We start from the raw sequence: 24,511 nt of genomic DNA, 5'->3' as shown, positions 1-24,511 counted from the left end.
TTCACTCAGCCGTAGTTGCGGTCGATCGACTGCGACGGGGTCGGGGTCGGCCGGGCAGCGGCGGCTCGCTTGTCACTCGGGTGCGTGCCGGTTTCGACGCCCTTCAGCGTGCCGAGCAGTTCGAGCTCGGCCAGCGTGACGCCCTCGGCGCCGCCGGTCAGGACCAGGCGATACTGCGTGTACGCCTTCGGCGATGCGATGGCGAACGACCGGGTGTACGACGTCCACGGCCAGGTCACCCCGGTCCGCTTGTCGACGGTCGACCAGGTTGCGCCGTCGTTCGACCCTTCGAGCACCCAGCTGGACGGCGCCGTCCCGGTCGTGCCGTTGGTCAGGGTGTACATGCCGACCGGGCGGCCCTGCTGGAGGGCGACCGTGACGGTGGGCTTGGCGCCGGTCAGCGTGACCTGCGTCTTGGTGTCGTTGTCGGTCAGCGCGGAGACGTCCGCGGTGCCCGACGCGACAACGGCGCCGTCGTCCGAGGTGGAGTCCCGCCAGGTGCTCGGGTCCTCGCCGGGGGTGGTCAGGGACGGCGGCGCGTCCTTGCGGCCGGTACCCCAGCTCGACGGGCGGTCGGTCATCTCGAAGTCGATCCGGCCGCCGCTCGCGATCAGGTCGTGCGGCAGGTTGGTGGAGGTCCACTTCTTGCCGTTGATCCGGACGCCCTTGACGTACAGGTTCTTCGCGCTGTTGCCCGGCGCGTTGACGACCAGCTTCTTACCGTTCGGCAGCCGGACGGTCGCCTTGGTGAACAGCGGCGCGCCGATCGCGTACGACGGCGAGCCCACCTGCAGCGGGTAGAAGCCGAGCACGCTGAACAGGTACCAGGCCGACATCTCGCCGTTGTCCTCGTCACCCGGGTACCCCTGCCCGATCTCCGAGCCGAGGTAGAGCCGGTTCAGCACCTCGCGCACCTTTTCCTGCGTCTTCCACGGCTGACCCGCGAAGTCGTACATGTAGGCGATGTGGTGCGAGGGCTGGTTGCTGTGCCCGTACTGGCCCATCCGGACGTCGCGGGCCTCGAGCATCTCGTGGATCGTGCCGCCGTAGCCGCCCGGGTGCAGGGCGTCCTCCGGCGTCGAGAAGAACTCGTCGAGTTTCTTGGCCAGACCGTCGCGGCCGCCGTAGATCGCGGCCAGGCCGGCGCCGTCCTGCGGGGTCGAGAACGCCATGTTCCAGGCGTTGGTCTCGGTGTAGTCGTGACCCCAGTCGCGCGGGTCGAACAGGTTCGGCGAGGTACCCCAGGAGCCGTCCGGGTTCTTGCCCTGGAAGAAGCCGACCGTCGGGTCGTAGAGCGTGACGTAGTTCCGGGCCCGGTTCAGGAAGTACTTGTAGTTGTCCAGGTACTCCTGTTTGCGCGGGTCGTTCTTCTTCGCCTTGACGTACAGCGCCTTCGACAGGTTCGCGATGCCGTAGTCGTTGATGTAGCCGTCCATCGACCAGCTGAAGCCCTCACCGGTGCTGTTCGCGGTGTAGCCGTGGAAGGTGGACAGGTCCATCCCCTTGCGGCCGACGTTCTGCGAGGGCGGGACGACGGACGCGTTCTTGACCGCGGCGTCGTACATGGCCTGGACGTCGATCCCCTTGATGCCCTTCAGGTACGCGTCCGCGAAGGCGACGTCGGACGACGTCCCGACCATCAGGTTCGCGTACCCCGGGGACGACCAGCGGGAGATCCAGCCGCCGTCCTTGTACTGCTGGACGAAGCCGTTGACCAGGTCGGCCGCGGTGTCCTGGGCGAACAGCGAGTACGCCGGCCACACCGTGCGATAGGTGTCCCAGAAGCCGTTGTTCACATAGGTCTGACCGGCGACGATCTTCGAACCGGTCTCGGTCGGGGTGTCCTCGCCCACCTTCGGCGACGTCGGCGACGCGTAGGTGATCACCGGCTTCGACTTGGTGCCGGTGTTCTCCGAGCCGTTGTTCGGGTAGAGGAACAGCCGGTAGAGGTTCGAGTACAGCGTGGTCAGCTGGTCCGCCGTCGCGCCCTCGACCTCGATCGTGCGCAGCTTGGCGTCCCACAGCGCCTGCGCCGCGTCCTTCACCCGGCCGAACTTCGACCCGGCCGGGAGCTCCAGGTCGAGGTTCTTCTTCGCCTGCGCGGTGCTGATCAGCGAGGTCGCGAGCCGGAGCTGGACCTGCGTCACCTTCGGGTCGAAACCGAAGTACCCGCCGACATTCGCGCCGCCGCCGTTCGAGAGCTTGCCGGAGGCAACGACCTTCTGGTCGACGACGCCGTACACGAACAGTCGGCCGGCACCGGTGGACAGGCCGCTCTTGACGTCGCTGAAGCCGGTGACGATCCCGGTCTCCGGGTCGAGGCTCAGGCCGCCCTCGTTGGTCGCGTTGTCGAAGACCAGCGACGCGCCGCCCTTCGGGAAGCTGAACCGCAGCATCGCCGCGTGGTCGGTCGGCGCGATCTCGGCCGCGTTGCCGTTGTCGAACTCGACGCCGTAGTAGTACGGCCGGGCGATCTCGTTGTCGTGACTGAACGACCAGGCGCGCGCCGTCCGGCTCGCGGTCGGTGTCGCGGAGGTCTGCGGCATCACCTGGAAGGTCTGCCGGTCACCCATCCACGGGCTCGGCTCGTGGCTGATCGACAGCGCCTGGATCGTCGGCTTGTTGTCGGCGTTGTTGCCCTTCGCGTAGTCGTACAGCCAGGAGCGGGAGCCGGCGTTCGTCACCGGCGTCCAGAAGTTGAAGCCGTGCGGGACGGCGGTCGCCGGGAAGTTGTTCCCGCGGGAGAAGCCGCCGGTCGCGTTCGTGCCGCGGGTGGTCAACGCCAGGTCGGACGGGTGCTTGGCGGCGGTCTTCTGGGCCGCGTGGTCCGGGTTGACGGCGGCCGCGATCCGGATGTCGTCCACCCAGCCGCGGAAGTCGGCCGGGCCGGACGGCTTGTCGTAGCCGATCAGGATCCGCTTGATCGTCTTACCGGCCGCGACCTTGCCGAGGTCGGCCTCGACGTTGTTCCACTGGTTCGTGGACAGGCCCTTGGCGTCACCCTGACCGCGCGGGCTCAGCCCGAAGCCGTGGTGGTCCTTGGCGCGCAGGTCGCTCAGGTACGTCCCGTCCGAGAACGCCAGGTCGATCGCGGCGTAGGTGCTCGGGTAGCTGAGGTCGCCCTCGGTGTGCTCGGGGAAGATCTTGTACGACAACCGGGTGTCCCGGCCGACCTTGAGGTCGACGTCGGAGATCTTGTTCCAGGTGAAGCCCCGGCCCTCGGCGTTGTGGTGCCCGGCGTACCGGAACGACTTGACGCCGGTGAAGCCGACCCGGGCGCGCGCGTTGTAGGCGCTGGTCGGGCCGGAGTCCAGGCGGGACTCGACGACCGGGCCCGGAGGCGGCAGCGGCGCGCCGTTCGACAGGTACCAGTCGGCCAGCTGGACGATGTTCTCGCCGTGGTTCAGCGTGACGTCGAGCTTGAAGAACTTGTACGCCGTCTCGTTCGCGAAGCTGTATTCCTTGGTCTGGAACCGGCCCTCGAAACTCTGACCGGTCTGCGTGTCGAGCACGGTCCAGTCGGTGCCGTTCGCCGAGCCCTGGATCGTCCAGTTCTGCGGGTCGCGCCCGTCGGCGTCGTTGGCCGACGTCAGCGCGTACTTCTTGATCACGACCGGCGCCGACGTCTCGTAGACCAGCCAGCCGGTCTTCTCGAAGACCAGCCACTTGGTGAACTTGTCGCCGTCCGCGGCGTTGCTGGCGATCTCACCGGACCCGGCGTTCTCGCCGTTCGCGGTCACCTTGGTGACCTTGTCCATCTCACTGCCGCCGATCCCGGTCGGGGTCGGCCCGCGGACGCCGTCCGTCCGGGGCTTGCCGTCCCGGCCGGTCTCGACGGTGTCGGTGTAGCCGGGCTGTGGCTGCCCGGACTCGAACGAGGTGTAGAACGAGGCACCGGTGGTCACCGGTTGCTCCTCTGCGGTCGTTGTGACGGCGTGGGCCGCGGTCACGCTGGTGACCATTGTGGCAACCAAAGCTGCAGACGTGATGAGCCCCAATGGGCGGCGGAGATTCATCCACGCTCCTTGCACGACATATGGCGCGGCCCCGATGACAAGGTTGTCAGCCCGCGTTCACGGGCGATCCTGCCTATCCTGACGACTCTTGGTCAAGACCCTGTCGCGGGCCGTTCCCGGGTACTTCACGGTTGGGCCGGCCCCGGTAGGTTGGCCGTCATGGCGGAGCGAGTTCTGGTGACCGGGGCGGCGGGGTTCATCGGGCGGGCGGTGGTGCGGGCGCTGCGGGAGCGCGGGGTGGCCGTGACCGCGGTGGACCGGGAGCCGGCGGATGCGTCGTGGGACGACGGGGTACACGTTGTAACCGGCGACCTGGCGAACCAGGAGGTGTGCATCGGGGCCTTCGAGACGCGGCCGGACGCGGTGGTCCATCTGGCGGCGCTGACCTCGGTGCTGCGGTCGGTGGACGCGCCTATGCAGACCTTCGCGCAGAATCTGGCGATCACGCAGGTGCTGCTGGAGTTGTCGCGGGGGAGCGGGGTGGAGAGCTTCGTGCTGGCGTCGACGAACGCGGTTGTGGGTGACATCGGGTCGGCGACGATCAGCACCGACCTGCCGCTGCGGCCGCTGACGCCGTACGGGGCGACCAAGGCGGCCGGGGAGATGCTGCTGTCGGCGTACTCGGGGAGCTATGGGCTGGCTGCGGCGGCGCTGCGGCTGACCAACGTCTACGGGCCGGGCATGTCGCACAAGGACAGCTTCGTGCCGCGGATGATGCGGGCGGCGCTCAGCGACACCGGAGTGCAGGTGTACGGCGACGGGAGCCAGCGCCGCGACCTCGTCTACCTGGACGACGTGGTGGACGGCGTACTGCGCGCTGTGGACACCAAGTACGACGGACGCGCGATCATCGGCTCCGGCCGGTCGGTGTCGGTTCTCGAGATGGTCGAGGCGGTCCGAGTGGCGACCGGGAAGGCGGTGCCGGTCGAGCACATCGAGGCGCCGGCCGGCGAGATGCCCGCCGTGATCGTGGACATCACGAACGACCTCGGCTACGCGCCGACGGTGTCGCTCGAGGACGGGCTCGCGCGGACATGGCAGTACTTTCAGCGCACCTGAGGCGGCACTGGCTGCTCGCCGTCCTCCTCCTGCTGGGGACGGCGTTGCGCGTGCTCGCGACGATCGCGTACCAGCCGGGGATCATCTACACGGACTCCGTGCAGTACCTGACCAACATGGAGCGGCTCAGCCCGGAGCAGCTGAACCCGATCGGGTACTCGATCGTCCTGCGCCCGCTGGTCGCCCTCGGCGGGACGACGCTCGTCGTTATCGTCCAGCACCTCGTCGGGCTGTTGCTCGGGATCGCCATCTACGCGCTGGCCCGGCGGCTGACCGTCTACCGCTGGCTGGCCGCGCTGGCGGCCGCACCACTGTTGTTGGACGCCTACCAGGTCCAGATCGAGCAGAACGTGATGGCGGAGACGCTGTTCGACGTCCTGCTGGTCGCAGTCCTCTGGCTACTCCTCGGCTGGGGCGCACCGGGCTGGAAGCTGGCGGCCGCTGCCGGTCTGCTGATCGGCGCGGCTTTTGCGGTCCGAGCGATCGGTCTGACGCTCGTCCTCGCCGTAGTGCTCTACCTGCTCCTAGTTGCCCGCCGACAGGTGCTGGCTGCGCTGGCTGGCTTTGCTGTGGTGTTCGGCGCCTACGCGGCGTACTTCCACGCGGAGACCGGTCGCTGGGGTTTCACCGGCGCTGAGAACCAGGTGCTCTACGGCCGGACCGCAGTGGTCGCGGACTGCGCCAAACTGCCGCTGAACGACGGAACCAAGCTCTTCTGTCCCAAGGAGCCGCTAGGCCAACGCCTCGGCGTCGACAAGTACGCCCACAACCGCTACGGCGATCCGAACTGGCCCGGCCCGCTGCCGCCCGGTACGACGAAGCAGGAGCTGGCGACCGAGTTCGCCCGACTCGTCATCCGGCACCAACCGCTCGACGTCACCTGGGCGGCGCTGAAGGACTTCGCCAAGGGCTTCGCGCCCACCCGGACCACCTCACCCGACGACGTCCCGCTGGAGCGCTGGCAGTTCCAGCTGACCTATCCGAACCTGCAGGACCCCAACACCGCCAAGGCCGCGGTGCAGTGGGGCGGCCAGGAGCCGCACGTCGTCCACGGGCCAGCTGCGGTCCTGAGGGCCTACCAACTGCACGGCGGCTACACCTCGGGCGTCTGGCTCGCTCTGTGCGCCTTGCTCGCTCTGGTCGCGGCAGCCCGGGCGAGGGAGCTGCGGGCCGCGGCGCTGTTTCCGGCGGCGGCAGGCGTGATCCTGCTGCTCGGTTCGGCGGCGTTCGAGTTCTCGTGGCGGTATCAGCTGCCCGGCCTCGTGCTGTTCCCACTCGCCGGAGCGATCGCGCTGCGCGCGCTCCTCGGCAAGGACCAGGCACGGCCGCCGCTGGCGCCGTACCCCGACGAGGTGGATGCCAAAGCAGCCATCAGCGCGAGCTTCGCCCCGGTAGTAGTCGTGATCGCTGCCTACAACGAGGCCGACGGCATCGGTCCGGTGCTGCGCAGCATGCCCAAGACCTGCGCCGGGATGCCGGTCGACGTACTGGTCGTGGTCGACGGAGCCACCGACGGCACGGCCGACGTGGCCCGCGCGGCCGGAGCCTACGTCTGCGAGGCGACCACCAACCGTGGGCAGGGCGCGGCGCTCCGGCTCGGCTACCAGGTGGCCGCGGCCGGCGGCGCGCACTACATCGTGACGACCGATGCGGACGGCCAGTACGACAACGACGAGCTCGAAACCCTGCTGCGGCCGATTCTGGACGACGAAGCGGACTTCGTGACCGGTTCACGACGGCTGGGTAGCGAGGACGCCGACAGTCGGCTGAGGTGGCTCGGCGTCCGGGTGTTCGCCGTACTGGCCTCCGTGCTGACCAGACAGCGGTTGACGGATACGTCGTTCGGCTTCCGGGCGATGCGGGCCGAGCTGGCGACGGCGGTGACGCTGCGTGAGCCGCAGTACCAGTCGTCGGAGCTGCTGCTCGGCGTACTGGCTCGGGGCGCGCGGGTGGTCGAGCTGCCGATGACGATGCGCAGGCGCGGTGACGGGACCAGCAAGAAGGGGCCAGGCGTGGTGTACGGCGCCAACTACGCGCGGGTGATGCTGACTACCTGGCTACGGGAGTACGTTCGGGCTCGGGGGCGGCGAACACCCACCGGTCGAACAGCCAGAACTTGACCACGAACAGCGCCGCGAACGTGAAGAAGTAGGAGCCGCTGACCAGGATCGTCTGCCAGAACCGGGAGTCGATCCAGGCCTGCGCGGCGTGGTCGGTCAGGCTCGTGACCAGCGCGGCGATCGCGGCGTTCCCGACCACGATGATTGCGTACGGCAACATCTGGCCCCGGCGTCCCCAGGCCCAGCGCCGGCTGAGCACGTAGTTCGGGATCCCGCCGGCCACCCACGCGATGACGGTGGCCAGCAACGGCATCAGGCCGAACCAGTAACAGATCGCGAACGCGACCTGACTCACCGCGGTGGAGATCACGGAGGATGCCGAGTACTTCGCCCACAGCAACCATCGGTCTTGTAACACATCAGCCATTGTGCACCTGGGCCGCGACGGAGCGAATTCTCAGCCAATTACCAGCTCGTTCCCGGTTAGCGCGGTGGGTACCCGGGATAGGACTGACAGTGTCAGCATCCCTACGGAAGGCGGCCGAGTCGTGCGCGTACTCGTCCTGGGCGGTGACGGCTACCTCGGGTGGCCGACCGCGCTACACCTGTCGGACCGCGGCCACGAGCTCGCCGTCCTCGACAACCTGGCCCGCCGCGGTTACGACCGCGAGCTCGGCGTCCAGAGCCTCGTCCCGATCGCCGACCTGGAGACCCGGGTGGCCGCCTGGCAAGAGCTTTCCGGGCGCACGATCACGTCGTACGTCGGCGATCTGCTGGACGCCGAGCTGATCGACCGCGTGCTGGCCGAGTTCGCGCCGGACGCGATCGTGCACTTCGCCGAGCAGCGGGCTGCGCCGTACTCGATGATCGACCGGGCGCACGCCGTCTACACCCAGCAGAACAACGTGATCGGCACGCTGAACCTGATGTACGCCGTCGCCGAGGCGAACCCGGACATCCACATCGTCAAACTCGGCACGATGGGTGAGTACGGGACGCCGAACATCGACATCGAGGAGGGCTGGCTCGAAGTCACCCACAACGGGCGGACCGATCGGATGCTGTACCCGAAGAAACCCGGCTCGTTCTACCACCTGAGCAAGGTGCACGACTCGCACAACCTCGAGTTCGGCTGCCGGATCTGGGGGCTGCGCGTCACCGATCTCAACCAGGGTGTGGTGTACGGCCAGCAGACCGACCAGACCGTGCAGGATCCGCGGCTGGCGACGCGGTTCGACTATGACGCCGTCTTCGGCACGGTGCTCAACCGCTTCGTCATCCAGGCGGTGCTGGGCGAGCCGCTCACCGTGTACGGCAGCGGCGGCCAGACGCGCGGCTTCCTCGACATCCGGGACACTGTCGAGTGCATCCGGTTGGCGGTGGAAAACCCTGCGGAACAAGGCGAGTTCCGGGTCTTCAACCAGATGACCGAGAGCTACTCGGTGAGCCGGCTCGCCGAGCTGGTCGCCGAGGCGTTCCCCGGCCCGGTCCAGGTGGAGCACCTGGAGAACCCGCGCGTCGAGCAGGCCGAGCACTACTACAACGTCAAACACACCGGCCTGGTCGACCTCGGCCTGCAGCCGCATCTCTTGTCCGACACGCTGATCGAGTCGATGTTCGACATTGTTGCCTTGAACAAGGATCGGGTCGACCACGGCGCACTGTTGCCGACCGTGCGCTGGAAGCTCAAACCCTAGCCCGGACGAGTTCGGCGAACCGGCGGGCGGCGGGCGTCGCCGCATGCCCGCTGGGTAACACCAGATCGACGCGCCGATCCAGCTGGACGCCGGTCAGCGGCACCAGCCGGACGGTGTCGGTCGAGCGCGGGTGCAGCCCGAAGTCGAGCCCCTCCGGGACGAGTGCGACACCCGCGCCGGCCGCGATCAGATCGAGCGCCATACTCCACTCGTTGACCTCGACCGCGACCTGCCGCCGCAGCCCGGCCGCGGCGAAGGCGTCGTCGATGACCGCACGGATCGACCATTCCGGCGGAGCCTCGACGAACCGTTCCCCGATCAGCTCGTCGAGCCGGACCGCCGCGGCGCCGGCGAGCGGATGACCGGCCGGGCAGGCGAGCATCAGCGGCTCGGCGAGCAGCGGTACGACGTCCAGCCCGGCCGGTTCGTCGTTGATCAGCGCCGCCAACGCGATGTCCAGGCTGCCGTCGAGCACCTGGTCGACCATCTCTGAGGCGGCCGTGAACCGAATCGCGATCTCGACCCGCGGGTGCGCGAGTGAGAACTCGGCGAGCCAGCTGGCGAACGGGAGCGTGTGCCCGGTGCTCTGCAGGGCACCGATCCGCAACCGCCCGGCCAGGACGCCGTGCACCTCCTGAACCGTCTGCCGGGCCGCAGCCGCCGCTTCCAGCGTCCGCCGGGCCGACGGGACCAGGGCCTGCCCCTCCGCGGTCAGTCGGATCGGACGGGTGCCGCGGACGAACAGCAGCGCGCCGACGTCCTTCTCCAGGGCGCGGATCGACGTCGACAGACCTGACTGCACGATGTGCTCGCGCTGGGCGGCCGCCGTGAAGCTGCGCTCCTCGGCGAGCGCGACGAAATGGCGAAGGTGCCGGAGCTCCATATCTCTCCTGGAGATGGAAAATATCTGTATCAGTCCCACCAAAGCTACTACCGCTCGGCGCCGACCGTGAGTTCAGATGGATGAGAACTCAACTACGAGAGGTTGCCGATGACCATCACTGCCTCGCGGCCGACCAGCACCCGGCATCTGACCGGCTTCTGGTTCGTCGCCGCGGCCTTCATCGCCCTGATGGCGTTCGGCACCGCGCCGACGCCGCTGTGGCCGCTCTACCAGGCCCGCGACCACTTCGGGCCGACCACCGTCACGGTCGCCTTCGCGGTGATGGTGCTCGGCGCCGGCATCAGCCTGCGGATCTTCGGGCACCTGTCCGACCGCCTCGGCCGCCGCCGCATCATCGTCCCAGCGCTGCTGATCGGAATCCTGGCGGACGCGATCCTCGCGATCTGGCCGCAGCTGCCGGCCCTGCTGCTCGGCCGGGTGCTGACCGGGGTGGCGATCGGCCTGATGGCCTGTACCGCGACCACCTACCTGACCGACCTCTACCGCGAGGCCCGGCCGGAGTCCACCACGGCCTTCCCCGCGCTGGTCGCGACCGCATGCAACCTCGGCGGCCTCGCCCTCGGTCCGCTGATCGCGGGCGCGCTGGGCGAATGGGCGCCGTACCCGCTGCGGACGCCGTACGTCGTTCTCGGCGTCCTCATGATCGGGCTGCTCGCGCTCGTGCTGTCGAGCCCGGAGACCGTGGACACCGAGCTTGCCGAGCAGGAGCCGCCGATTCGCTTCGCCCTGCGGGACGGGCAGCAGCGGGCCTTTGCCGCGGCCGCTCTGACCGGCGCGACCGCCTTCGCGGTGATGGGCCTGTTCTCGTCGCTCGGTGTGATCGTGGTCCGCCGGGAGCTCGGCGTGACGTCGTACTTCGTCGCCGCGCTCGCTCCGTTCGTCGTGTTCGCGGCGTCCGCGGTCGCGCAGCTGGCGCTGGCCCGGGTGCCGCGGGACCGGATCCTGCGTATTGGCTCGACGCTGTTCCCGATCGGCCTGGTCCTGACTGGGGTCTCGCTCGCGTTTCCGGCGCTGTGGTTGCTGCTGATCGCGGCGACGCTCGCGGGCGCCGGGGCCGGTCTGCTCTTCAAGAGCGCGGTCGCCGAGGCGGTGTCGGCGGCGGACCCGGCGTCCCGGGCCGGCGTCCTGGCGACGTTCTTCGTGATCGCCTACCTCGGGATGGGCCTGCCGTCGATCGTGGTCAGTCTGCTCATCTGACCGCGTTCACCACCAGCGTCGGCAGGATCGCGAGGAACCGATCCCGCCGGCCGCGGTCGGCCTGCTCGGCCAGCCAGTCATCGGCGTCCGCCCGCGTGATCAGCGCCTTCTGGACGGCGGCGTCCGCTGCGGTCGCCAGCCGTTCCGCGAGGACGTCGTGGTCGGTGACGACCTCACTGTCGACGATGACCTCGACGTCCCGGAACCCGGCGTCCAGGAGGAGCTCCCGCAGCGTTCGCATCGCGCGGGGCGCCACCGATCGCGACTCCAGGCCGAGCAGGACGACGTCCGTCAGGTCCTGGTCGGAGCTGTCCATCAGCAGGAAGCCGAAGTCCGGGCCGCGGGCAGTGAAGCGGCCGCCGGGGCGGAGGACCCGATAGGCCTCCGCAACCGTCGGGGCCGGGTCCTCGAGCTGATGAAACAGCCGGTGCGCGGAGTAGCTGTCCACCGACCCGTCGGCTTCGGGCAGGTCGGTGGACTTCTCCGGATCGGTGACCTCGAGTTCCATGAGCCCACCGTGCAACCTCAGGTGCACCTGAGGTCAAGCAATCAGTCCATCGAGACGCGGTCGAACGACGTCGTGGTGAAGCGGACGTCGACGCCGATCGTGTCGCCGACGGCCGGCGGCGCCACCGAGGAGGGCAGGAAGAGCATGCTGGCCTGCATGTGCGGCGGCTCGGCGAACCAACGCTGCTTGGCGTCGATCGTGAACGGCGACAGCGCCATCCCCGCGGCGTCCAGGCTGCCCTTCGCCATCGCGATCGCGCGCTGGCGAACGGTGGCCGCGGCCGTGGGGGCCTCCAGACCGACGCCGTGCGCCGTCCCGCCGGACACGACCAGGATGTGGCCGTCGCCGCTGACCCGCCGCTGGCGGTAGCCGACGCGCTCGCCGCGCCGGACCGAGTGGACGTCGAGGACGGTCGCGCGGACCGTCAGCGCGCCGCGGTCGCCGAGCCAGAGCGCCGTACCCATCCGGAGCTTCACGTTCTCACCGATGTCACCGAGCTTCTGGGCCGGGACATGTGAGACCCAGAGCGGACCGCGGCGGACGTCGATCGCCTGCTTGGCGAGCTGGGCCGCCTCGCGGACGTTGGCCGACGTACCGCCGGCGCCCATCGGGAAGTGCAGTGACCAGCCCTCGAAGCGGATCCGGTCCAGGGCGTTCAGCAGCATGGTGTGGCGCAGCTCGCGGGCGCCGATCCCGTGCCGGCGCATCGACGTCTGGACCTCGATCAGCACCCGGCTGCCGGCCGGGATCGAGACCAGGTCGGCCAGCCGGCTGACGGTGTGGATCACGTTCTTGCTCTGCGACATCTCCAGGAACGGCCGCCACGGCGTCAGGACGACGACGTCCTCACGCGGGTCCGGCGGGACCTCGAAGTACGTGCCGACGGCCACCGTGCGGGCGCCGAGCGCGCGCGACTCGGCGATCAGCCGATGGTTGCCGAACCCGTAGCCGTTGCCTTTGGCGACCGGGACGATATCGGGGTTCCACGTGGAACGGAGGTGGTCGCGCCATCGATCGGAATCGACGTGCAGGGTCAGGGGCATGGTGTCAACGCCGTCTCATGTAGAGGTCGAATGCGGTGTAGAGCGCCTTGTTCAACGGCAGATCCCACTCACCGACGTACTCGACGGCCTCGCCGCCGGTGCCGACCTTGAACTGGATCAGCCCGACATGCGGGTCGTTCGGGTCCAAGGTGTCGGTGATGCCCCGTAGGTCGTACACGGTCGCACCCTCGGCGAGTGCGTCCGACATCATGCGCCACTGGATCGCGTTCGATCCGCGCACGTCCCGCTTGGCGGTCGAGCTGGCTCCGTAGGAGTACCAGGAGTGACCGCCGACCCGGATCCAGATCGTCGAAGCGACCAGATCGCCTTCGTGGTAGGCGTTGTAGACCCGGAAGTCACAGCAGCCGGCCGGCTGGCTGGCCATCGCGGCGTACATCTTCTCGAAGTACGGCAGCGGCCGCGGCGTGAAGTGGTCCCGCTCGGCGGTCTCGACGTACAGCTGGTGGAAGGCCTTCAGGTCCTCCGGGCCGCCCTGGCTGACCTCGACGCCCATCTTGGCGGACTTCTTGATGTTGCGCCGCCACAGCTGGTTCATGTTCTTCTGCAGGTCGTCCGGGCCGAAGCCGGCCAGCGGGACCTGGAAGACGTACTGCGGCTGCCCGGCGGCGAAACCCTCGCCGGTGCGCGGCGCCTTCCAGCCCAGGTTGCGCAGCTGGTTCGCCACGGTGGCGCCCGATGGCTCGATCACATCCGGGCGGACGTCGCCGAGCCGCGGCTGCTGCCCGCCGGCGATCGCGTCCTTGATGGTCTTCGCAGTCCAGCGCCGGGTCGGCACCGGCGGACCCATCCGGATGCCGAACGCGCCACGCTCCGCGGCGTGCGCCGCCAGCGGGCGCAGGTAGCTGCCGAGGTCGATCGCGTCCCAGTCGATCACCGGGCCCTCGGGCAGATAGGCCAGGTAGCGCTTCACCTTCGGCATCTGCCGGTAGAGCACCAGACCGACGCCCAGCAGCTCCGCCGGGTTGGCCGGGTCGAACCAGCCGAGTGACTCCGCCTTCCACTCGCTCTTGACCGCGGCCCAGCCCGGCGTCTGCAAGAAACTCGCCGACGGTCGCGCCGCGATGAAGGCGGCGTGCTCGTCGGCGGAGATGGTCCGGATACTCAAGTCACTCACGGGGGGTCAGAGTACCGGCCCAGCCTGAGTAACCCCAGCTGAGCCGGTCCCGTGATCAAACCAGCTGCTCGGACAGATCCCACAACCGAGTGGCCGACTCCGGATCGAGCGCGTACGCCGCGACGCCGGACATGGTCACGCCGTCGACCGCGGGCAACGCCTCGTTGTTGTCCTCGAAGTACTTGCCCGTGACGCCCTGGACGAGAGGTGAGGCGGCCAGCAGGACAGAGGTCGCAGCGCCCTGCTCGGGCGTCTTCCACTGGAACTCGTCCTCCCACTGCCGGATGGTCTCGGCCGCGATGTGCCGCTGCAGCGCGGTCCGGATCCCGCCCGGCATCAGCGCGTTGACGACGATCCCGTCCGCGGCCCACCGCTTGGCGGCCTCGACCGCGAAGAGGATGTTCGCGGTCTTGGACTGGCCGTAGGACAGCCACGGGTCGTACGGACGACGTTCGAAGTGGATGTCGTCGAAGACCACGTCCGAGTTCAGGTGGGCGCTGGAGCTGACCGAGACGACTCGCGCGTCGCCCGCGGCCGCGAGCGCGTCGTGCAGCGCGACGGTGAGGCCGAAGTGGCCGAGGTGGTTGGTGGCGAACTGGTTCTCCCAGCCCTCCGGGGTGCGGCTCAGCGGTGACGCCATCACGCCCGCGTTGTTGACCAGGATGTGCAGCGGGCCGGTCCAGTTGGCGCCGAACGCGCGGACGGACGCCTGGTCGGCCAGCTCGAGCGGGGCGACGTACACCTTGTTGTTGCCGGTCGAGTCGATGACTCCTGCTGCGACGCGCTCACCGGCGACCTGGTCGCGGACGGCGAGGGTGACCTCGGCGCCGGCTCCGGCCAGCGCGCGGGCGGTCTCGACGCCGATCCCGGAGGCGCCGCCGGTGACGACCGCGCGGCGACCGGTCAGGTCGACTCCGGCGATCACCTCGGCGGCGGTGGAGTCGTAGCCGAAGGGGGTGGTGATTCTGCTCATCAGGTCGTGTCCTGTTCTCCGAGCTATGCTTTAACCGGAGGAGCCTCCGGTAAATCCAGTAAAGCGGAGGAGCCTCCGGATATCAAGTCCGCTAGGTTGCGGTGGTGAGGAGGGGGAGATGACCGAGCCGAAGACGCGCCCGCTGCGGGCGGACGCGCAACGCAACCGCGACCTGGTCCTGGCCGCGGCCGCGCGGGCGTTCACCAAGAGCGGGCTGGAGGCGACGCTCGAGGGCATCGCGAAGGACGCCGGTGTCGGGATCGGCACGCTCTACCGGCACTTCCCGACCCGCGAGGCGCTGATCGAGGCGGCGTACCGCAAGGAGCTGGCCACCGTCTGCGAAGCCGCGCCTGAGCTCCTCGACCAGCTCCCGCCCGTCGAGGCCCTGCGCGCCTGGATGGACCGCTTCGCCGACTACATGCACCGCAAGATGGGCATGGCCGACGCGCTGCGCGCCATCATCGCCGCGGGGGCGAACCCGTACGACCACAGTGTCGAGCTCCTCGACGGCGCGATCGAGAAGCTGCTGAACGCAGGGGTCGCGGCCGGCGAACTGCGCTCGGACATCTCGGCGAACGACGTCCTGATCAGCCTCAGTGGCGTCGCCCTGGCCTCCGGCGACCGCCGCGACCAGGCAGACCGCCTGATCGATCTCCTGCTGGACGGCCTCCGCTACCGCGCATGAGCCGAGTCGCGTTGGTGACGGGGTCCGTGTCGGGCATTGGAGCTGGGGTGGCTCGGCGGCTGGCGGAGGACGGGTTCACGGTGGCGGTGCACTCGCGAGTGAGCCGGGAGGCGGGGCTGGCGCTGGCCGACGAGCTGGGCGGGTCCTATCACCAGGCCGACCTGGCGGACGACGATGCGGCGCGTGGGCTGGTGCCTGCCGTGCTGGCTGAGTACGGGCGGCTTGACGTACTGGTGAACAACGCGGGTATCAGCTGGCCGGTGCCGCATGCTGACTTGGCCGGTCTGTCCGCCGACGACTGGCGGCGGGTGCTGGACGTCAACCTGATCGCACCGTGGCTGCTGTGTACGGCGGCGCTCCCGGCGCTGCGCGAGGCGTCCGGCTGCATCGTCAATGTGACCAGCCACGCCGGTGTGCGCCCCAAAGGCAGCTCCGTCGCGTACGCCGCCAGCAAGGCCGCACTGAATCATGTGACCAAGCTGCTCGCCGCTGCGCTCGGGCCGGAGGTCAGAGTGAACGCAGTGGCGCCGGGGCTTGTGGATACGCCGATGACGGCGGAGTGGACCGACGCTCAGGACCTGTGGAAAACCGCCAGCCCGATGCGCCGCGGAGCGCAGCCGGTGGACGTGGCCGACCTGGTGTCGGCGCTTGTCCACAACGGCTACGTCACCGGGGAGGTCGTCGTACTGGACGGCGGACTGAACCTGCGTTAGAGGCTGGTGCGGAACGGGCCGGTCACCTCGTAGGTGATGCCGCCGCTCGACGAGCCGCTGGTACCGCGCTGCGACGAGAAGTAGAGGCGGTTGCCGGCTGGGTTGAAGGCGACGCCGCAGAGCTCGGAGCCGGACTGGCCGCTGACCCGGAGGAACGGGGCGACGATGTCGTTCGGCGTGATGATGCAGATCTCCATGTTGCCGCCGTCCTCGGCGACGTACAGGTCGCCGACGCTGGTGGCGGTGATGTTGTCGACGCCGGTGAGGGGCGGGTTCGAGGTCAGGTTGTCGTCGTACGCGATGGCGATCGTGTTGTTGACCGCGTTGTACGCCCAGACCCGGTTGTCGCCCTTGGTGGTGAAGAAGCAGGTGCCGTTGCGGTAGTAGCAACCTTCGCCGCCGTTGAAGACCTTCATGCCGGAGACCTGGCGGCGGGTGCGCGTCGGGCTGCCGTCCGGGTCCGGGACGTTCGCCCACGACAGCGTGCCGCCGGACTCACGAAGCACCTGCAGGCTGCCGGCGGACAGGTCGCCCCAGGTGGTCGGAACGAAGCGGTAGAAGCCGCCGCTCGTTTCGTCCTCGGTCAGGTAGATGACCCGGCGGTCCGGGTCGACCGCGGCGGCCTCGTGCGAGAAGCGGCCGAGCGCGGGACGGCGTACGGCGGCCTGCGTGCCGCGTGGGTCGGTCTCCCAGATGTAGCCGAGGTCGGTCTCCTCACCGGACAGCCAGGTGCCCCACGGCGTTGCGCCGCCGGAGCAGTTGCGGGTGGTGCCGGACAGGATCCGGTAGGCGCTGGTGATCGTTCCGCTGCTGTTGAAGCGCAGCGCGCTCGCACCACCGGTTCCACTGCTCAGCTCGGAGTTGGAGACGTAGATCCAACCGGTGCCGTCGGCGAAGCAGGCGCCGCCGTCCGGTGCACCGTGCCAGGTGTAGCCCGACACCGACTGACCCGAGCGGGCCAGGATGCGGCTGGTGAAGTTGGCCGGGAGCAGCAGGCCGTTCGCGTCGGCCGGCCGCAGTGCGCCGTACGGGCTGGGGCCAGTCTGCGCGGGGAAGGCCAGCGCCTCCGGTACGACGCTGAAGCCGAAGGCGACCGAGGTCGACGTCCCGACGACGGCGGCGCGGAGAAAGGTACGACGGTCCACAGCGAATCCTCCATGGGGCGATGGGGGGTGATCCGGGCAGTCAATCGAGTGGACGTGAACGCCGGATTTCTGTCGGTGGGCGCTCCTACGATCGCCGGGTGTCTTTGGGTCGGGACTTCCGTCGGTTGTGGGTCGCGTTCACGGTCAGCGCGTTCGGGTCGGCAGTCGGTCAGGGCGCCTTGCCACTTGTAGCAGTGCTCGCGCTCGACGTCAGCACCTTGCAGGTCTCGATGCTCGCGGCGGCGTCCGGGCTGGCCGGCGCGCTGTTCGCGCTGCCGCTGGGTGACGTGATCGAGCGCCGGCTCAAGCGGCCGGCGATGATCGTCGCCGACCTGGTGCGGTTCGTCGCGCTGGGCAGCGTGCCGGTGGCGGCGGCGTTCGGCGTCCTGAGTTATCCACAGCTGTGCGTGGTCGGCGTACTGCAGGCGGCCGCGACGATCGCGTTCGCGGGGGCGAGTGGGGCACATCTGAAGGCGCTGGTCCCGCCGGAGGGGCGGGCCGCGGCGAACAGCCGCTTCGAGCAGACCAACTGGTTGATGCTGACGATCGGTCCGGCGGCCGGTGGCTTGCTGGTGAGCCTGGTCGGGGCGACCGTGACGCTGGCGGTGGACGCCGCGTCGTTCCTGCTGTCTGCGCTGGGCATCCGGCGGATCAAGCAGCCGGAGCCGGAGCCCGCCGTCCAGCTCGGCAAACGCGACCTGACCGCCGGCTGGCGCTACATCCTCGGTCATCGTCAGCTGCGCGCGCTCTTCTGGAACAGCGCACTCTTCGGCGGTCCCGTGATGATGACTGTGCCGCTGTTGACGGTCTTGATGCTGCGCGATCTGAAGCTCGCTCCGTGGAGCTGGGGGCTGTTCCTCGGCGTTTCGTGTCTGGGCGGCATCCTCGGTGCTGGTCTGGCTCCCTGGCTGACCCGAGTCTGGGGTCTGCACCGCATGCTGCTGATTTTCGGCGTACTGCGGGCGCCGTGGCTGCTGTTGTTCCCGCTGGCGCCGTCCGGCCTGGCTGGTCTCATCTGGCTCACCCTGGCCGAGACCGGCCTTCTGGTCGCGGCGGGCGCTTTCAACCCGTCCTTCGCCACCTACCGGATGCAGGCCACTGCTGACACTCACATGGCCCGCGTCGTCACCGCTTGGTCCATCACCTCCCGCTGTGTCCAGCCGGCCTTCATCGCGCTCGGCGGCGTGCTGTCGGTAGCTTTCGGCGTCCGCGGGGCTCTGTGGGCGGCCGGCATCTTCTGTGTCCTCAGCGCCGCCATCCTCCCTTGGCGTTCGGCGGAGCCAAGTAGGGTTCAGGAGTGTGGAACGGCGCTGACTACCAACGCAGATTCGACTCGCTAGCCGAGTCCGGCATGGATGTGCACGGCGAGGCGACGTTCGTCCGTGCCTTCGCCCCGACCTCGGTCCTGGACGCCGGTTGCGGCACCGGCCGCGTCGGCATCGAGCTGGCGCGCCACGGCATCGACGTCGTCGGCGCCGATCTCGACGAGTCCATGCTCGCGGCGGCTGCCGAGCGGGCGCCCGACCTCACCTGGGTCCGGTCCGACCTCGCCGACCTCGACCTCGGCCGCCGCTTCGACGTCGTCGTCATGGCCGGCAACGTCCCGCTCTTCACCGCGCCCGGTACTCAGGACCGATTGGTGGCCGGGGTCGCCCGCCACGTCGGAAAGCTCCTCATCGCCGGCTTCACGCTCGACCGCCGCTACTCCGTCGACCTGTACGACGCCCACTGCGCCGCCGCCGGTCTGACCCTCGTCGAGCGATTCGCCACCTGGGACCGCGCCGAGTTCACCGGCGGCGACTACGCCGTCTCGGTCCACGCGCTCGGCTAGAGCAGGCCCATCGCCTGAGCCAGCCTGACCTGGCTACCCATGTGGTGACCGCCGTCGTCCTTGGCCTCGAGGTAGGCCGCGGCCTCGGCGACCGGTAGCGCCAGCACCTCGACCACCTGCTCGCCGTCGTCCGGGTTGGACGGCGGTCCCTCGACGACGACGTCCGCGATCACTGTGGCCCAGTAGGACAGCGGGTACGGCAGATGCGGCTTGTACGGCGCCGGCCGGCGGTGCTCGGCCCGGTGCGCGCCGAGCCAGGTGAGTGGCCCGGTCAGCCGGGCGCCGGCCTCCTCGACGAGCTCCCGGCGGACGAGCTGCTCGATCGTCTCCCCGGCCTCCCGGGTGCCGCCGGGGAGGAAGTGCCAGCCCAAGTCGTTGCCGCAGACAACGATTCCGCCGGGGGAGCGGGCGATCACGTGCACGTTGCTGAGGAGGCTGTCGTCCGGCCGCGCGACGGAGTACCGGACGTCGACCTCGGCCCAGGACCAGTCGGCGGGGGCGAACAGGGCGGGGAACTGCTCGGCCCAGGAGGAGTCGGCATCGGTCGGCATCAGCCCATTGTCCTTTGGTGCGCTACCGTCGCGGGCATGGCCCAGTCAGAGTCCGAAGTACCGGAGGAGTCGGACGACTCCGAGGTGGTGGAGCCGAAGCCGGACCCGGAGCGGGCGCAGCAGACGACGAACAGCCTGTACTGGGTATGCGCCGCCGTGAGCCTGCTGGTCGGGGTTTTCCAGTACTCACGGGTGCTCGCGGACCCAAGGGCGGCCGGTGTGCTCGGCTGGCTCGGGCTGGCGGTGGTGACGGTTCTGCTGCTCGGCCTGGCCGGGTTGTACGTGCTGTGTGCGTTGGAGCGCGTGACGTTGAAGGACCGGGTGCTGCGGCGGTTCGACCTGTTCCAGGTGTCGACGCTGTTGCTGGTCGTGACGATCCTGGTCGCCGTACTGATCCCGCCGCGCTCCACGACAGCGCTCAGCCTGCTGCTGCCGTGGGGCATCGGCTACTGGCTGTACCACCTGGTCGCGCCGCAGCCGGATGGCGACAGCTCAGCCGAGGTGTGAGCGCAGGTAGTCGATATCGGTCTTCTGACCGTGGTCGGTATTCGGCGTCTCGACGACGACCGGAGCGCCGGCGGCCTTGACCACGGCGACGATGTCGGCCGGGTCGATGTGACCGTCGGCGAAGTTGGCATGCCGGTCGGCGCCGGAGCCGAACTCGTCGCGGGAGCCGTTGGCGTGAATCAGGTCGATCCGGCCGGTGATGGCCAGCACCTTCTCGACGACGGTCGCCAGCTCCTCGCCGGCCGCGTGGAAGTGGCAGGTGTCGAGGCAGAAGCCGACGTTCTCCAGGCGGTCGTTACCGGAGGCCTGGACCGCCTCCCACAGCCGCTCGATCCGCTCCAGCTGCCGGGCCATCGCGTTCTCGCCGCCGGCGGTGTTCTCGATCAGCAGCGGGACGGGCAGCTCGGCCCGCTCGATGCACTTGCGCCAGTTGTCGAAGCCGGCCTCGGGATCGTCCTCGTCGCCGACGTGCCCGCCGTGCACGATGACGCCCTTGACGCCGATCTCGGCGGACTTGTCGAGCGTCTGCTGCAGCAGCTTGCGGCTCGGGATGCGGATCCGGTTGTTGGTGTTCGCGACGTTCAGCCGGTACGGCGCGTGCACGTACAGATCGACGCCGGCCGCGGCCGACCGCTCCCGGAGCGCCTCCTCGCCGTCGGCGTACGCGAGCTTGGGGGCCTTGTAGTCCTGCGGATTGCCCAGGAAGAACTGCACCAGGTCGGCGCCCCGATCGGCCGCCTCGGCCAGCGGGTCTTCCTGGTCGACGTGTGCACCCAGCTTCAAGCTCATGACCCCACCCTAGAACTGTCCTCCGACAGTTCTCGACCGGCCGGGCCTACGCTGGTCGGGTGATCACCCCGAACCTGTTCCGCGCGCTCCGTCCGGGTCCCGTCGAGGTCGACCGGCGGACGTGGAACCTGACCGTGCACGAGCTCGGCGTCCTCCGGGTGCCGAACGGCCGGCTCGAGGCGTGCGACCCGTTCGTGACGCTGGGCGAGGGCCCGGTCGTCGACGTCCCGGCCGGCGACTATCCGGCGTACGTGACGGTCGCGGACGTGTCCGACGCGCAGGACGGCAGCCACCTGCGGGAGGCGTACCTGTCGCTGCGGTTCGCCGAGGGCGAGGTCGCGACCGTCGAGGCGGCGACGAACGCGGACGAGGAGCTCGGCGAGGACGAGTTCTGGATGGTCGCCGTGGACGCCGGCACGGTCGGCTTCGCGGACGCCGAGGCCGTCCGGACGCTGATGCCGGAGGGTGACTGGTACGAGGACCTGTTCGAGAACGGCCGCGACGACAGCTGGTTCGCGCTGATGGACTCGCCCGAGCACCTGATCGAGGGGTGCGCGAATATCGTGCTCCCGTTGGCCACGGAGGGTGAGAATCTCGTCCTCGCGCACTCGGGCTGGGGTGACGGAGCGTATCCGGTGGTGCGGACGCTGGACGCCGACGGGCGCCTGCTCGGGATCCACATCGACCTGCTGGTGGTCGGTCCGGAGAGTGACGACGAGTGAACAGCCGGTAATTTCGGCGCTCGCGAAGGCCTGTGGATATGGTCAGGACGGCGTCCGAACGCTGGTATTCTCTTGGTGTGGCCCGGTCCATCGACCGGGCTCGTTGCTTGGCACCGGCGGCAAGTGCCGGTGCGAAGTGCAATCGCATCGCCCTCCTGCCACGGAAAGACCGTGGCCGCCAAAGTCCGAAGGAGGTGGAGTTCGCGCATGCGTCGTTATGAAGTCATGGTGATCCTCGACCCGGAGCTCGATGAGCGCACGGTCGAGCCGTCCATCGACACGTACCTGAACATCGTCCGCAAGGAAGGTGGCACCGTCGAGAAGCTCGACATCTGGGGCCGCCGCAAGCTTGCGTACGACGTCAAGAAGAAGGCCGAAGGCATCTACGCCGTCATCGACCTGACCGCGACGCCCGCGGTGGTGAAGGAGCTCGACCGTCAGCTCACGCTGAACGAGTCGATCCTCCGCACCAAGGTCATTCGGCCGGACCAGCACTGAGCCTGGGGTCGTCAGCAGCTGTCGGTACTGTCGGCGCCTGCCGCTACCAATAGCTGTGGACACAGTCACACCCGAAAACAGGAGGAGTTGTCATGGCCGGTGAACCACCCATCACTCTGATCGGAAACCTGACAGGTGACCCGGAGCTGCGTTTCACGCCGTCCGGCGCCGCGGTGGCGAACTTCACGATCGCCTGTACCCCGCGGAACCTGGACCGGCAGAGCAACGAGTGGAAAGACGGCGAGACGCTCTTCATCTCGTGCGCTGTCTGGCGCCAGGTCGCCGAGAACGTCGCGGAGTCGCTGACCCGAGGATCCCGTGTCGTCGTACACGGTCGTCTGAAGGCCCGCAGCTACGACGACCGCGACGGTAACAAGCGCACCGTGTTCGAGTGCGATGTCGAGGAGATCGGCGCCAGCATGCGGTACGCGACGCTGAAGATCTCCAAGACGTCCCGCGAAGGCGGCGGTGGCGGCGGCGGGTTCGGTGGTGGCGGTGGCAACCAGGGTGGTGGCTACGGCGGCGGTAACCAGGGCGGCGGCGGCTTCGGCGGCGGCAACCAAGGTGGCGGCGGCCAGCAGAACGACCCCTGGGCGACCCCCCAGCAAGGCGGTGGCGGCGGCGGTCAGGCTGCCCCGCAGAACGACCCTTGGGCCAACCAGGGCGGCGGCTCGATGGAGGAGCCTCCGTTCTGATCCGGTCCCCGGGTCGAGACCAGTAGGACAGACCATTCCGGCATCCGTGCCGGGCTCTGGAAGTAGGAAGAGAGCACCACAATGGCCAAGATCATTCGGAAGCCGAAGAAGAAGGTCTGCGGCTTCTGCAAGGACAAGGCGACGTACGTCGACTACAAGGACACCGCGCTGCTGCGCAAGTTCATCTCGGACCGCGGCAAGATCCGCGCCCGCCGGGTGACCGGGAACTGCGTGCAGCACCAGCGCGACGTGGCCACCGCTATCAAGAACGCTCGTGAGGTGGCACTGCTGCCCTACACGAGCACCGCTCGCTGAGGGAGGTCCTGACACATGAAGCTCATCCTGGCGCAAGAGGTCGAGGGCCTCGGCAACCCCGGCGACATCGTCGAGGTCAAGGACGGCTACGGCCGTAACTACCTGGTTCCGCGCGGTCTGGCCATCGGCTGGACGCGGGGCGCCGAGAAGCAGATCCAGTCGATCAAGCGGGCGCGTGACGCCCGGGCGATCCAGGGCAAGGAGCACGCGAGCGAGGTCAAGAACCAGCTCGAGCAGCTCTCTGTCACGCTGGGCGTCAAGGCCGGCGAGACCGGCCGCCTGTTCGGTTCGGTGACCCCGGCCGACATCGCCGGCGCCATCAAGGCCGCCGGCGGCCCGCTGGTCGAGAAGCGCGCGATCGCCATCGCGTCGCCCATCAAGACCACCGGCAAGCACCAGGTCTCGGTCCAGCTGCACCCCGACGTGGCCGCCACGGTCCGCCTAGAGGTAGCCGCCGGCTAACCGCAGCCGCCCTTCACAAGGCCCACGCTCCCCCCGGGGACCGTGGGCCTTCGTGCACCCACCCCACCCCCGCACTCCGCGATGCACTCGCCCAACTCACGCTCCGCACGCCTCCCACCTTCGCGCCCCACACGCTTCGCATCTCGCATCTCGCGTCCGCACCCGGCGTCCCGCACCCGCAAGCACCTCGCGCTCCCCGCCTTACCCCGCGTTCTGTGTCCGCACTGCCGCACTCCCGCGCCCAGCGTCGCGCCTCACCCTTCGCCCCCGGTGCCCCGCGCCGTGCGCGCCTCGCGCCCGAATCCGGCGTCCCCGCACCCGGCTCCGCCCGCGCTCTCCGATCCCGCGCCTCGCGCTCTCCGCGCCAACCCCGCGCACCTCGCGCCCAGGCCGTACGCACCTCGTGTTCCCGCCCCGCCTTCCCACGGTTCGCGTTCCCGCGCGCACTCTCGCGCCTCGCGCTCTTCGTGCCGACCCCCGCGCACCTCGCGCCCACGCCGTACGCACCTCGCGCTCCCGTACCCCACGCCTCGTACCTCGCGCTTCACGCCTCGCGTCCGAATCCGGCGTCCTCGTATCCGGCGCCGCCCGCGTCTACGGCGTCGCATCCCGCGCCCTGCGCCGTACGTATCTTGCGCATCACAAACCGCGTCCTTCGCCGGACGCACCTCGCCCTTCACGCTCCCGCGCCTGAGTCCGGCGTCCGCATGCGCCGCCGCGCCTCACGCCGCCAGATCCCGCACCCCACGACGCACGAGTCTCGCGCCCGACGCCCGACGCCCGACGCCCGACGCCCGACGCCCGACGCCTCGAGCCTGAGTCCGACGTCCCCGCATGCGGCGCCGCCGCACCTCACGCCACCAGATCCCGCACCCCGCGACGTACGAGTTCTCGCGTTCAGCGGGCTTAGTACGTGACGCTCGACGCCTCGCGCCTTAGCTCGGCGCCCTGCACGCGGCGCCGCCCGCGCCTTGCTCCACGACATCTTGCGCTGCACGCACCGCGC

Annotated in this window: 24 protein-coding genes; 14 read left to right on the top strand and 10 right to left on the bottom strand. The window is 69.3% G+C overall.

What is annotated here, in order from left to right:
- Positions 1–5: 5 nt before the first annotated feature.
- Positions 6–3,905 (bottom strand): GH92 family glycosyl hydrolase, encoded by a 3,900-nt coding sequence (locus tag ACZ6ZD_RS08190; protein ID WP_465669636.1) that lies wholly within the window; start codon positions 3,903–3,905, stop codon positions 6–8.
- Between the two features lie 270 nt (positions 3,906–4,175).
- On the opposite strand from ACZ6ZD_RS08190, the gene ACZ6ZD_RS08185 reads away from it, so the two are divergent.
- Entirely contained in the window at positions 4,176–5,075 is a 900-nt protein-coding gene (locus tag ACZ6ZD_RS08185) for an NAD-dependent epimerase/dehydratase family protein (protein ID WP_465669634.1), read from the top strand.
- Positions 5,051–7,195: a glycosyltransferase family 2 protein gene (locus tag ACZ6ZD_RS08180; RefSeq protein ID WP_465669632.1), complete on the top strand. Its 2,145-nt coding sequence runs from the start codon at positions 5,051–5,053 to the stop codon at positions 7,193–7,195. Before ACZ6ZD_RS08185 ends, ACZ6ZD_RS08180 begins: the two co-directional genes overlap by 25 nt.
- Here ACZ6ZD_RS08180 and ACZ6ZD_RS08175 read toward each other — a convergent pair.
- A complete protein-coding gene (locus ACZ6ZD_RS08175; protein ID WP_465669630.1) occupies positions 7,125–7,553 on the bottom strand; it encodes a GtrA family protein in 429 nt (142 codons plus the stop codon). The genes ACZ6ZD_RS08180 and ACZ6ZD_RS08175 overlap by 71 nt on opposite strands.
- A 130-nt stretch (positions 7,554–7,683) precedes the next feature.
- Here ACZ6ZD_RS08175 and ACZ6ZD_RS08170 point away from each other — a divergent pair, with 130 nt between their 5' ends.
- Positions 7,684–8,832 (top strand): NAD-dependent epimerase/dehydratase family protein, encoded by a 1,149-nt coding sequence (locus ACZ6ZD_RS08170; RefSeq protein WP_465669628.1) that lies wholly within the window; start codon positions 7,684–7,686, stop codon positions 8,830–8,832.
- Here ACZ6ZD_RS08170 and ACZ6ZD_RS08165 read toward each other — a convergent pair.
- The gene (locus tag ACZ6ZD_RS08165; RefSeq protein ID WP_465669626.1) at positions 8,822–9,715 is read right to left on the bottom strand and encodes a LysR family transcriptional regulator; all 894 of its coding nucleotides are present in this window, start codon (positions 9,713–9,715) and stop codon (positions 8,822–8,824) included. The two genes, ACZ6ZD_RS08170 and ACZ6ZD_RS08165, sit on opposite strands and share 11 nt — an antisense overlap.
- 108 nt (positions 9,716–9,823) lie before the next feature.
- Between ACZ6ZD_RS08165 and ACZ6ZD_RS08160 the strand changes: the two genes are divergently transcribed.
- Positions 9,824–10,933 carry an MFS transporter gene (locus ACZ6ZD_RS08160; RefSeq protein ID WP_465669624.1) on the top strand — a complete coding sequence of 370 codons (1,110 nt, stop codon included), beginning with the start codon at positions 9,824–9,826 and terminating at the stop codon, positions 10,931–10,933.
- On the opposite strand, the gene ACZ6ZD_RS08155 is transcribed toward ACZ6ZD_RS08160, so the two are convergent.
- The 4 genes from ACZ6ZD_RS08155 to ACZ6ZD_RS08140 are packed head-to-tail and all read right to left on the bottom strand — an operon-like array spanning position 10,926 to position 14,592.
- Entirely contained in the window at positions 10,926–11,441 is a 516-nt protein-coding gene (locus ACZ6ZD_RS08155; protein ID WP_465669622.1) for a methyltransferase domain-containing protein, read from the bottom strand. The two genes, ACZ6ZD_RS08160 and ACZ6ZD_RS08155, sit on opposite strands and share 8 nt — an antisense overlap.
- Before the next feature lie 41 nt (positions 11,442–11,482).
- On the bottom strand, positions 11,483–12,484 hold the full coding sequence (locus ACZ6ZD_RS08150) for an alanine racemase (RefSeq protein ID WP_465669620.1): 1,002 nt from the start codon (positions 12,482–12,484) through the stop codon (positions 11,483–11,485).
- 4 nt (positions 12,485–12,488) lie between these two features.
- Positions 12,489–13,619, bottom strand: a complete 1,131-nt coding sequence (locus ACZ6ZD_RS08145) for a lipid II:glycine glycyltransferase FemX (RefSeq protein WP_465669618.1) — start codon at positions 13,617–13,619, stop codon at positions 12,489–12,491.
- Positions 13,620–13,674: 55 nt separating this feature from the next.
- Positions 13,675–14,592: an SDR family NAD(P)-dependent oxidoreductase gene (locus tag ACZ6ZD_RS08140; RefSeq protein ID WP_465669616.1), complete on the bottom strand. Its 918-nt coding sequence runs from the start codon at positions 14,590–14,592 to the stop codon at positions 13,675–13,677.
- 118 nt (positions 14,593–14,710) lie between these two features.
- On the opposite strand from ACZ6ZD_RS08140, the gene ACZ6ZD_RS08135 reads away from it, so the two are divergent.
- Together ACZ6ZD_RS08135 and ACZ6ZD_RS08130 are read left to right on the top strand one after the other, a co-directional pair.
- A complete protein-coding gene (locus ACZ6ZD_RS08135; protein ID WP_465669614.1) occupies positions 14,711–15,277 on the top strand; it encodes a TetR/AcrR family transcriptional regulator in 567 nt (188 codons plus the stop codon).
- A complete protein-coding gene (locus tag ACZ6ZD_RS08130) occupies positions 15,274–15,990 on the top strand; it encodes an SDR family NAD(P)-dependent oxidoreductase (RefSeq protein WP_465669612.1) in 717 nt (238 codons plus the stop codon). Before ACZ6ZD_RS08135 ends, ACZ6ZD_RS08130 begins: the two co-directional genes overlap by 4 nt.
- Here the strand turns inward: ACZ6ZD_RS08130 and ACZ6ZD_RS08125 are convergent.
- On the bottom strand, positions 15,987–17,135 hold the full coding sequence (locus ACZ6ZD_RS08125) for an alkaline phosphatase PhoX (protein ID WP_465669610.1): 1,149 nt from the start codon (positions 17,133–17,135) through the stop codon (positions 15,987–15,989). The genes ACZ6ZD_RS08130 and ACZ6ZD_RS08125 overlap by 4 nt on opposite strands.
- 98 nt (positions 17,136–17,233) lie before the next feature.
- Between ACZ6ZD_RS08125 and ACZ6ZD_RS08120 the strand changes: the two genes are divergently transcribed.
- Positions 17,234–18,475, top strand: a complete 1,242-nt coding sequence (locus ACZ6ZD_RS08120; protein WP_465669608.1) for an MFS transporter — start codon at positions 17,234–17,236, stop codon at positions 18,473–18,475.
- On the top strand, positions 18,433–18,966 hold the full coding sequence (locus ACZ6ZD_RS08115) for a class I SAM-dependent DNA methyltransferase (protein WP_465669606.1): 534 nt from the start codon (positions 18,433–18,435) through the stop codon (positions 18,964–18,966). Before ACZ6ZD_RS08120 ends, ACZ6ZD_RS08115 begins: the two co-directional genes overlap by 43 nt.
- Here ACZ6ZD_RS08115 and ACZ6ZD_RS08110 read toward each other — a convergent pair.
- Positions 18,963–19,517 (bottom strand): NUDIX hydrolase, encoded by a 555-nt coding sequence (locus tag ACZ6ZD_RS08110; protein ID WP_465669604.1) that lies wholly within the window; start codon positions 19,515–19,517, stop codon positions 18,963–18,965. The two genes, ACZ6ZD_RS08115 and ACZ6ZD_RS08110, sit on opposite strands and share 4 nt — an antisense overlap.
- Positions 19,518–19,553: 36 nt before the next feature.
- Here ACZ6ZD_RS08110 and ACZ6ZD_RS08105 point away from each other — a divergent pair, with 36 nt between their 5' ends.
- The gene (locus tag ACZ6ZD_RS08105) at positions 19,554–20,024 is read left to right on the top strand and encodes a hypothetical protein (RefSeq protein ID WP_465669602.1); all 471 of its coding nucleotides are present in this window, start codon (positions 19,554–19,556) and stop codon (positions 20,022–20,024) included.
- Here the strand turns inward: ACZ6ZD_RS08105 and ACZ6ZD_RS08100 are convergent.
- On the bottom strand, positions 20,010–20,813 hold the full coding sequence (locus tag ACZ6ZD_RS08100; RefSeq protein WP_465669600.1) for a deoxyribonuclease IV: 804 nt from the start codon (positions 20,811–20,813) through the stop codon (positions 20,010–20,012). The two genes, ACZ6ZD_RS08105 and ACZ6ZD_RS08100, sit on opposite strands and share 15 nt — an antisense overlap.
- 59 nt (positions 20,814–20,872) lie before the next feature.
- Between ACZ6ZD_RS08100 and ACZ6ZD_RS08095 the strand changes: the two genes are divergently transcribed.
- The 5 genes from ACZ6ZD_RS08095 (at position 20,873) to rplI (ending at position 23,505) form a co-directional block, all read left to right on the top strand.
- Positions 20,873–21,535, top strand: a complete 663-nt coding sequence (locus tag ACZ6ZD_RS08095; protein WP_465669598.1) for a DUF4241 domain-containing protein — start codon at positions 20,873–20,875, stop codon at positions 21,533–21,535.
- 207 nt (positions 21,536–21,742) lie between these two features.
- Complete coding sequence (gene rpsF / locus ACZ6ZD_RS08090; protein WP_171674219.1) at positions 21,743–22,033, top strand: 30S ribosomal protein S6; 291 nt, start codon at positions 21,743–21,745, stop codon at positions 22,031–22,033.
- 92 nt (positions 22,034–22,125) lie between these two features.
- Positions 22,126–22,728 (top strand): single-stranded DNA-binding protein, encoded by a 603-nt coding sequence (locus ACZ6ZD_RS08085; RefSeq protein ID WP_465669596.1) that lies wholly within the window; start codon positions 22,126–22,128, stop codon positions 22,726–22,728.
- An 81-nt stretch (positions 22,729–22,809) separates the two neighbouring features.
- Positions 22,810–23,043 (top strand): 30S ribosomal protein S18, encoded by a 234-nt coding sequence (gene rpsR / locus ACZ6ZD_RS08080; RefSeq protein ID WP_012924539.1) that lies wholly within the window; start codon positions 22,810–22,812, stop codon positions 23,041–23,043.
- Positions 23,044–23,058: 15 nt separating this feature from the next.
- Positions 23,059–23,505, top strand: coding sequence for a 50S ribosomal protein L9 (gene rplI, locus ACZ6ZD_RS08075; RefSeq protein ID WP_465669594.1), 447 nt, complete (start codon positions 23,059–23,061; stop codon positions 23,503–23,505).
- Positions 23,506–24,511 lie beyond the last annotated feature (1,006 nt).

Source organism: Kribbella sp. NPDC104218, from assembly GCF_055584105.1.
Note: the sequence above shows the minus strand (reverse complement) of the source record. Positions and strands in the feature narration are given on the sequence as shown.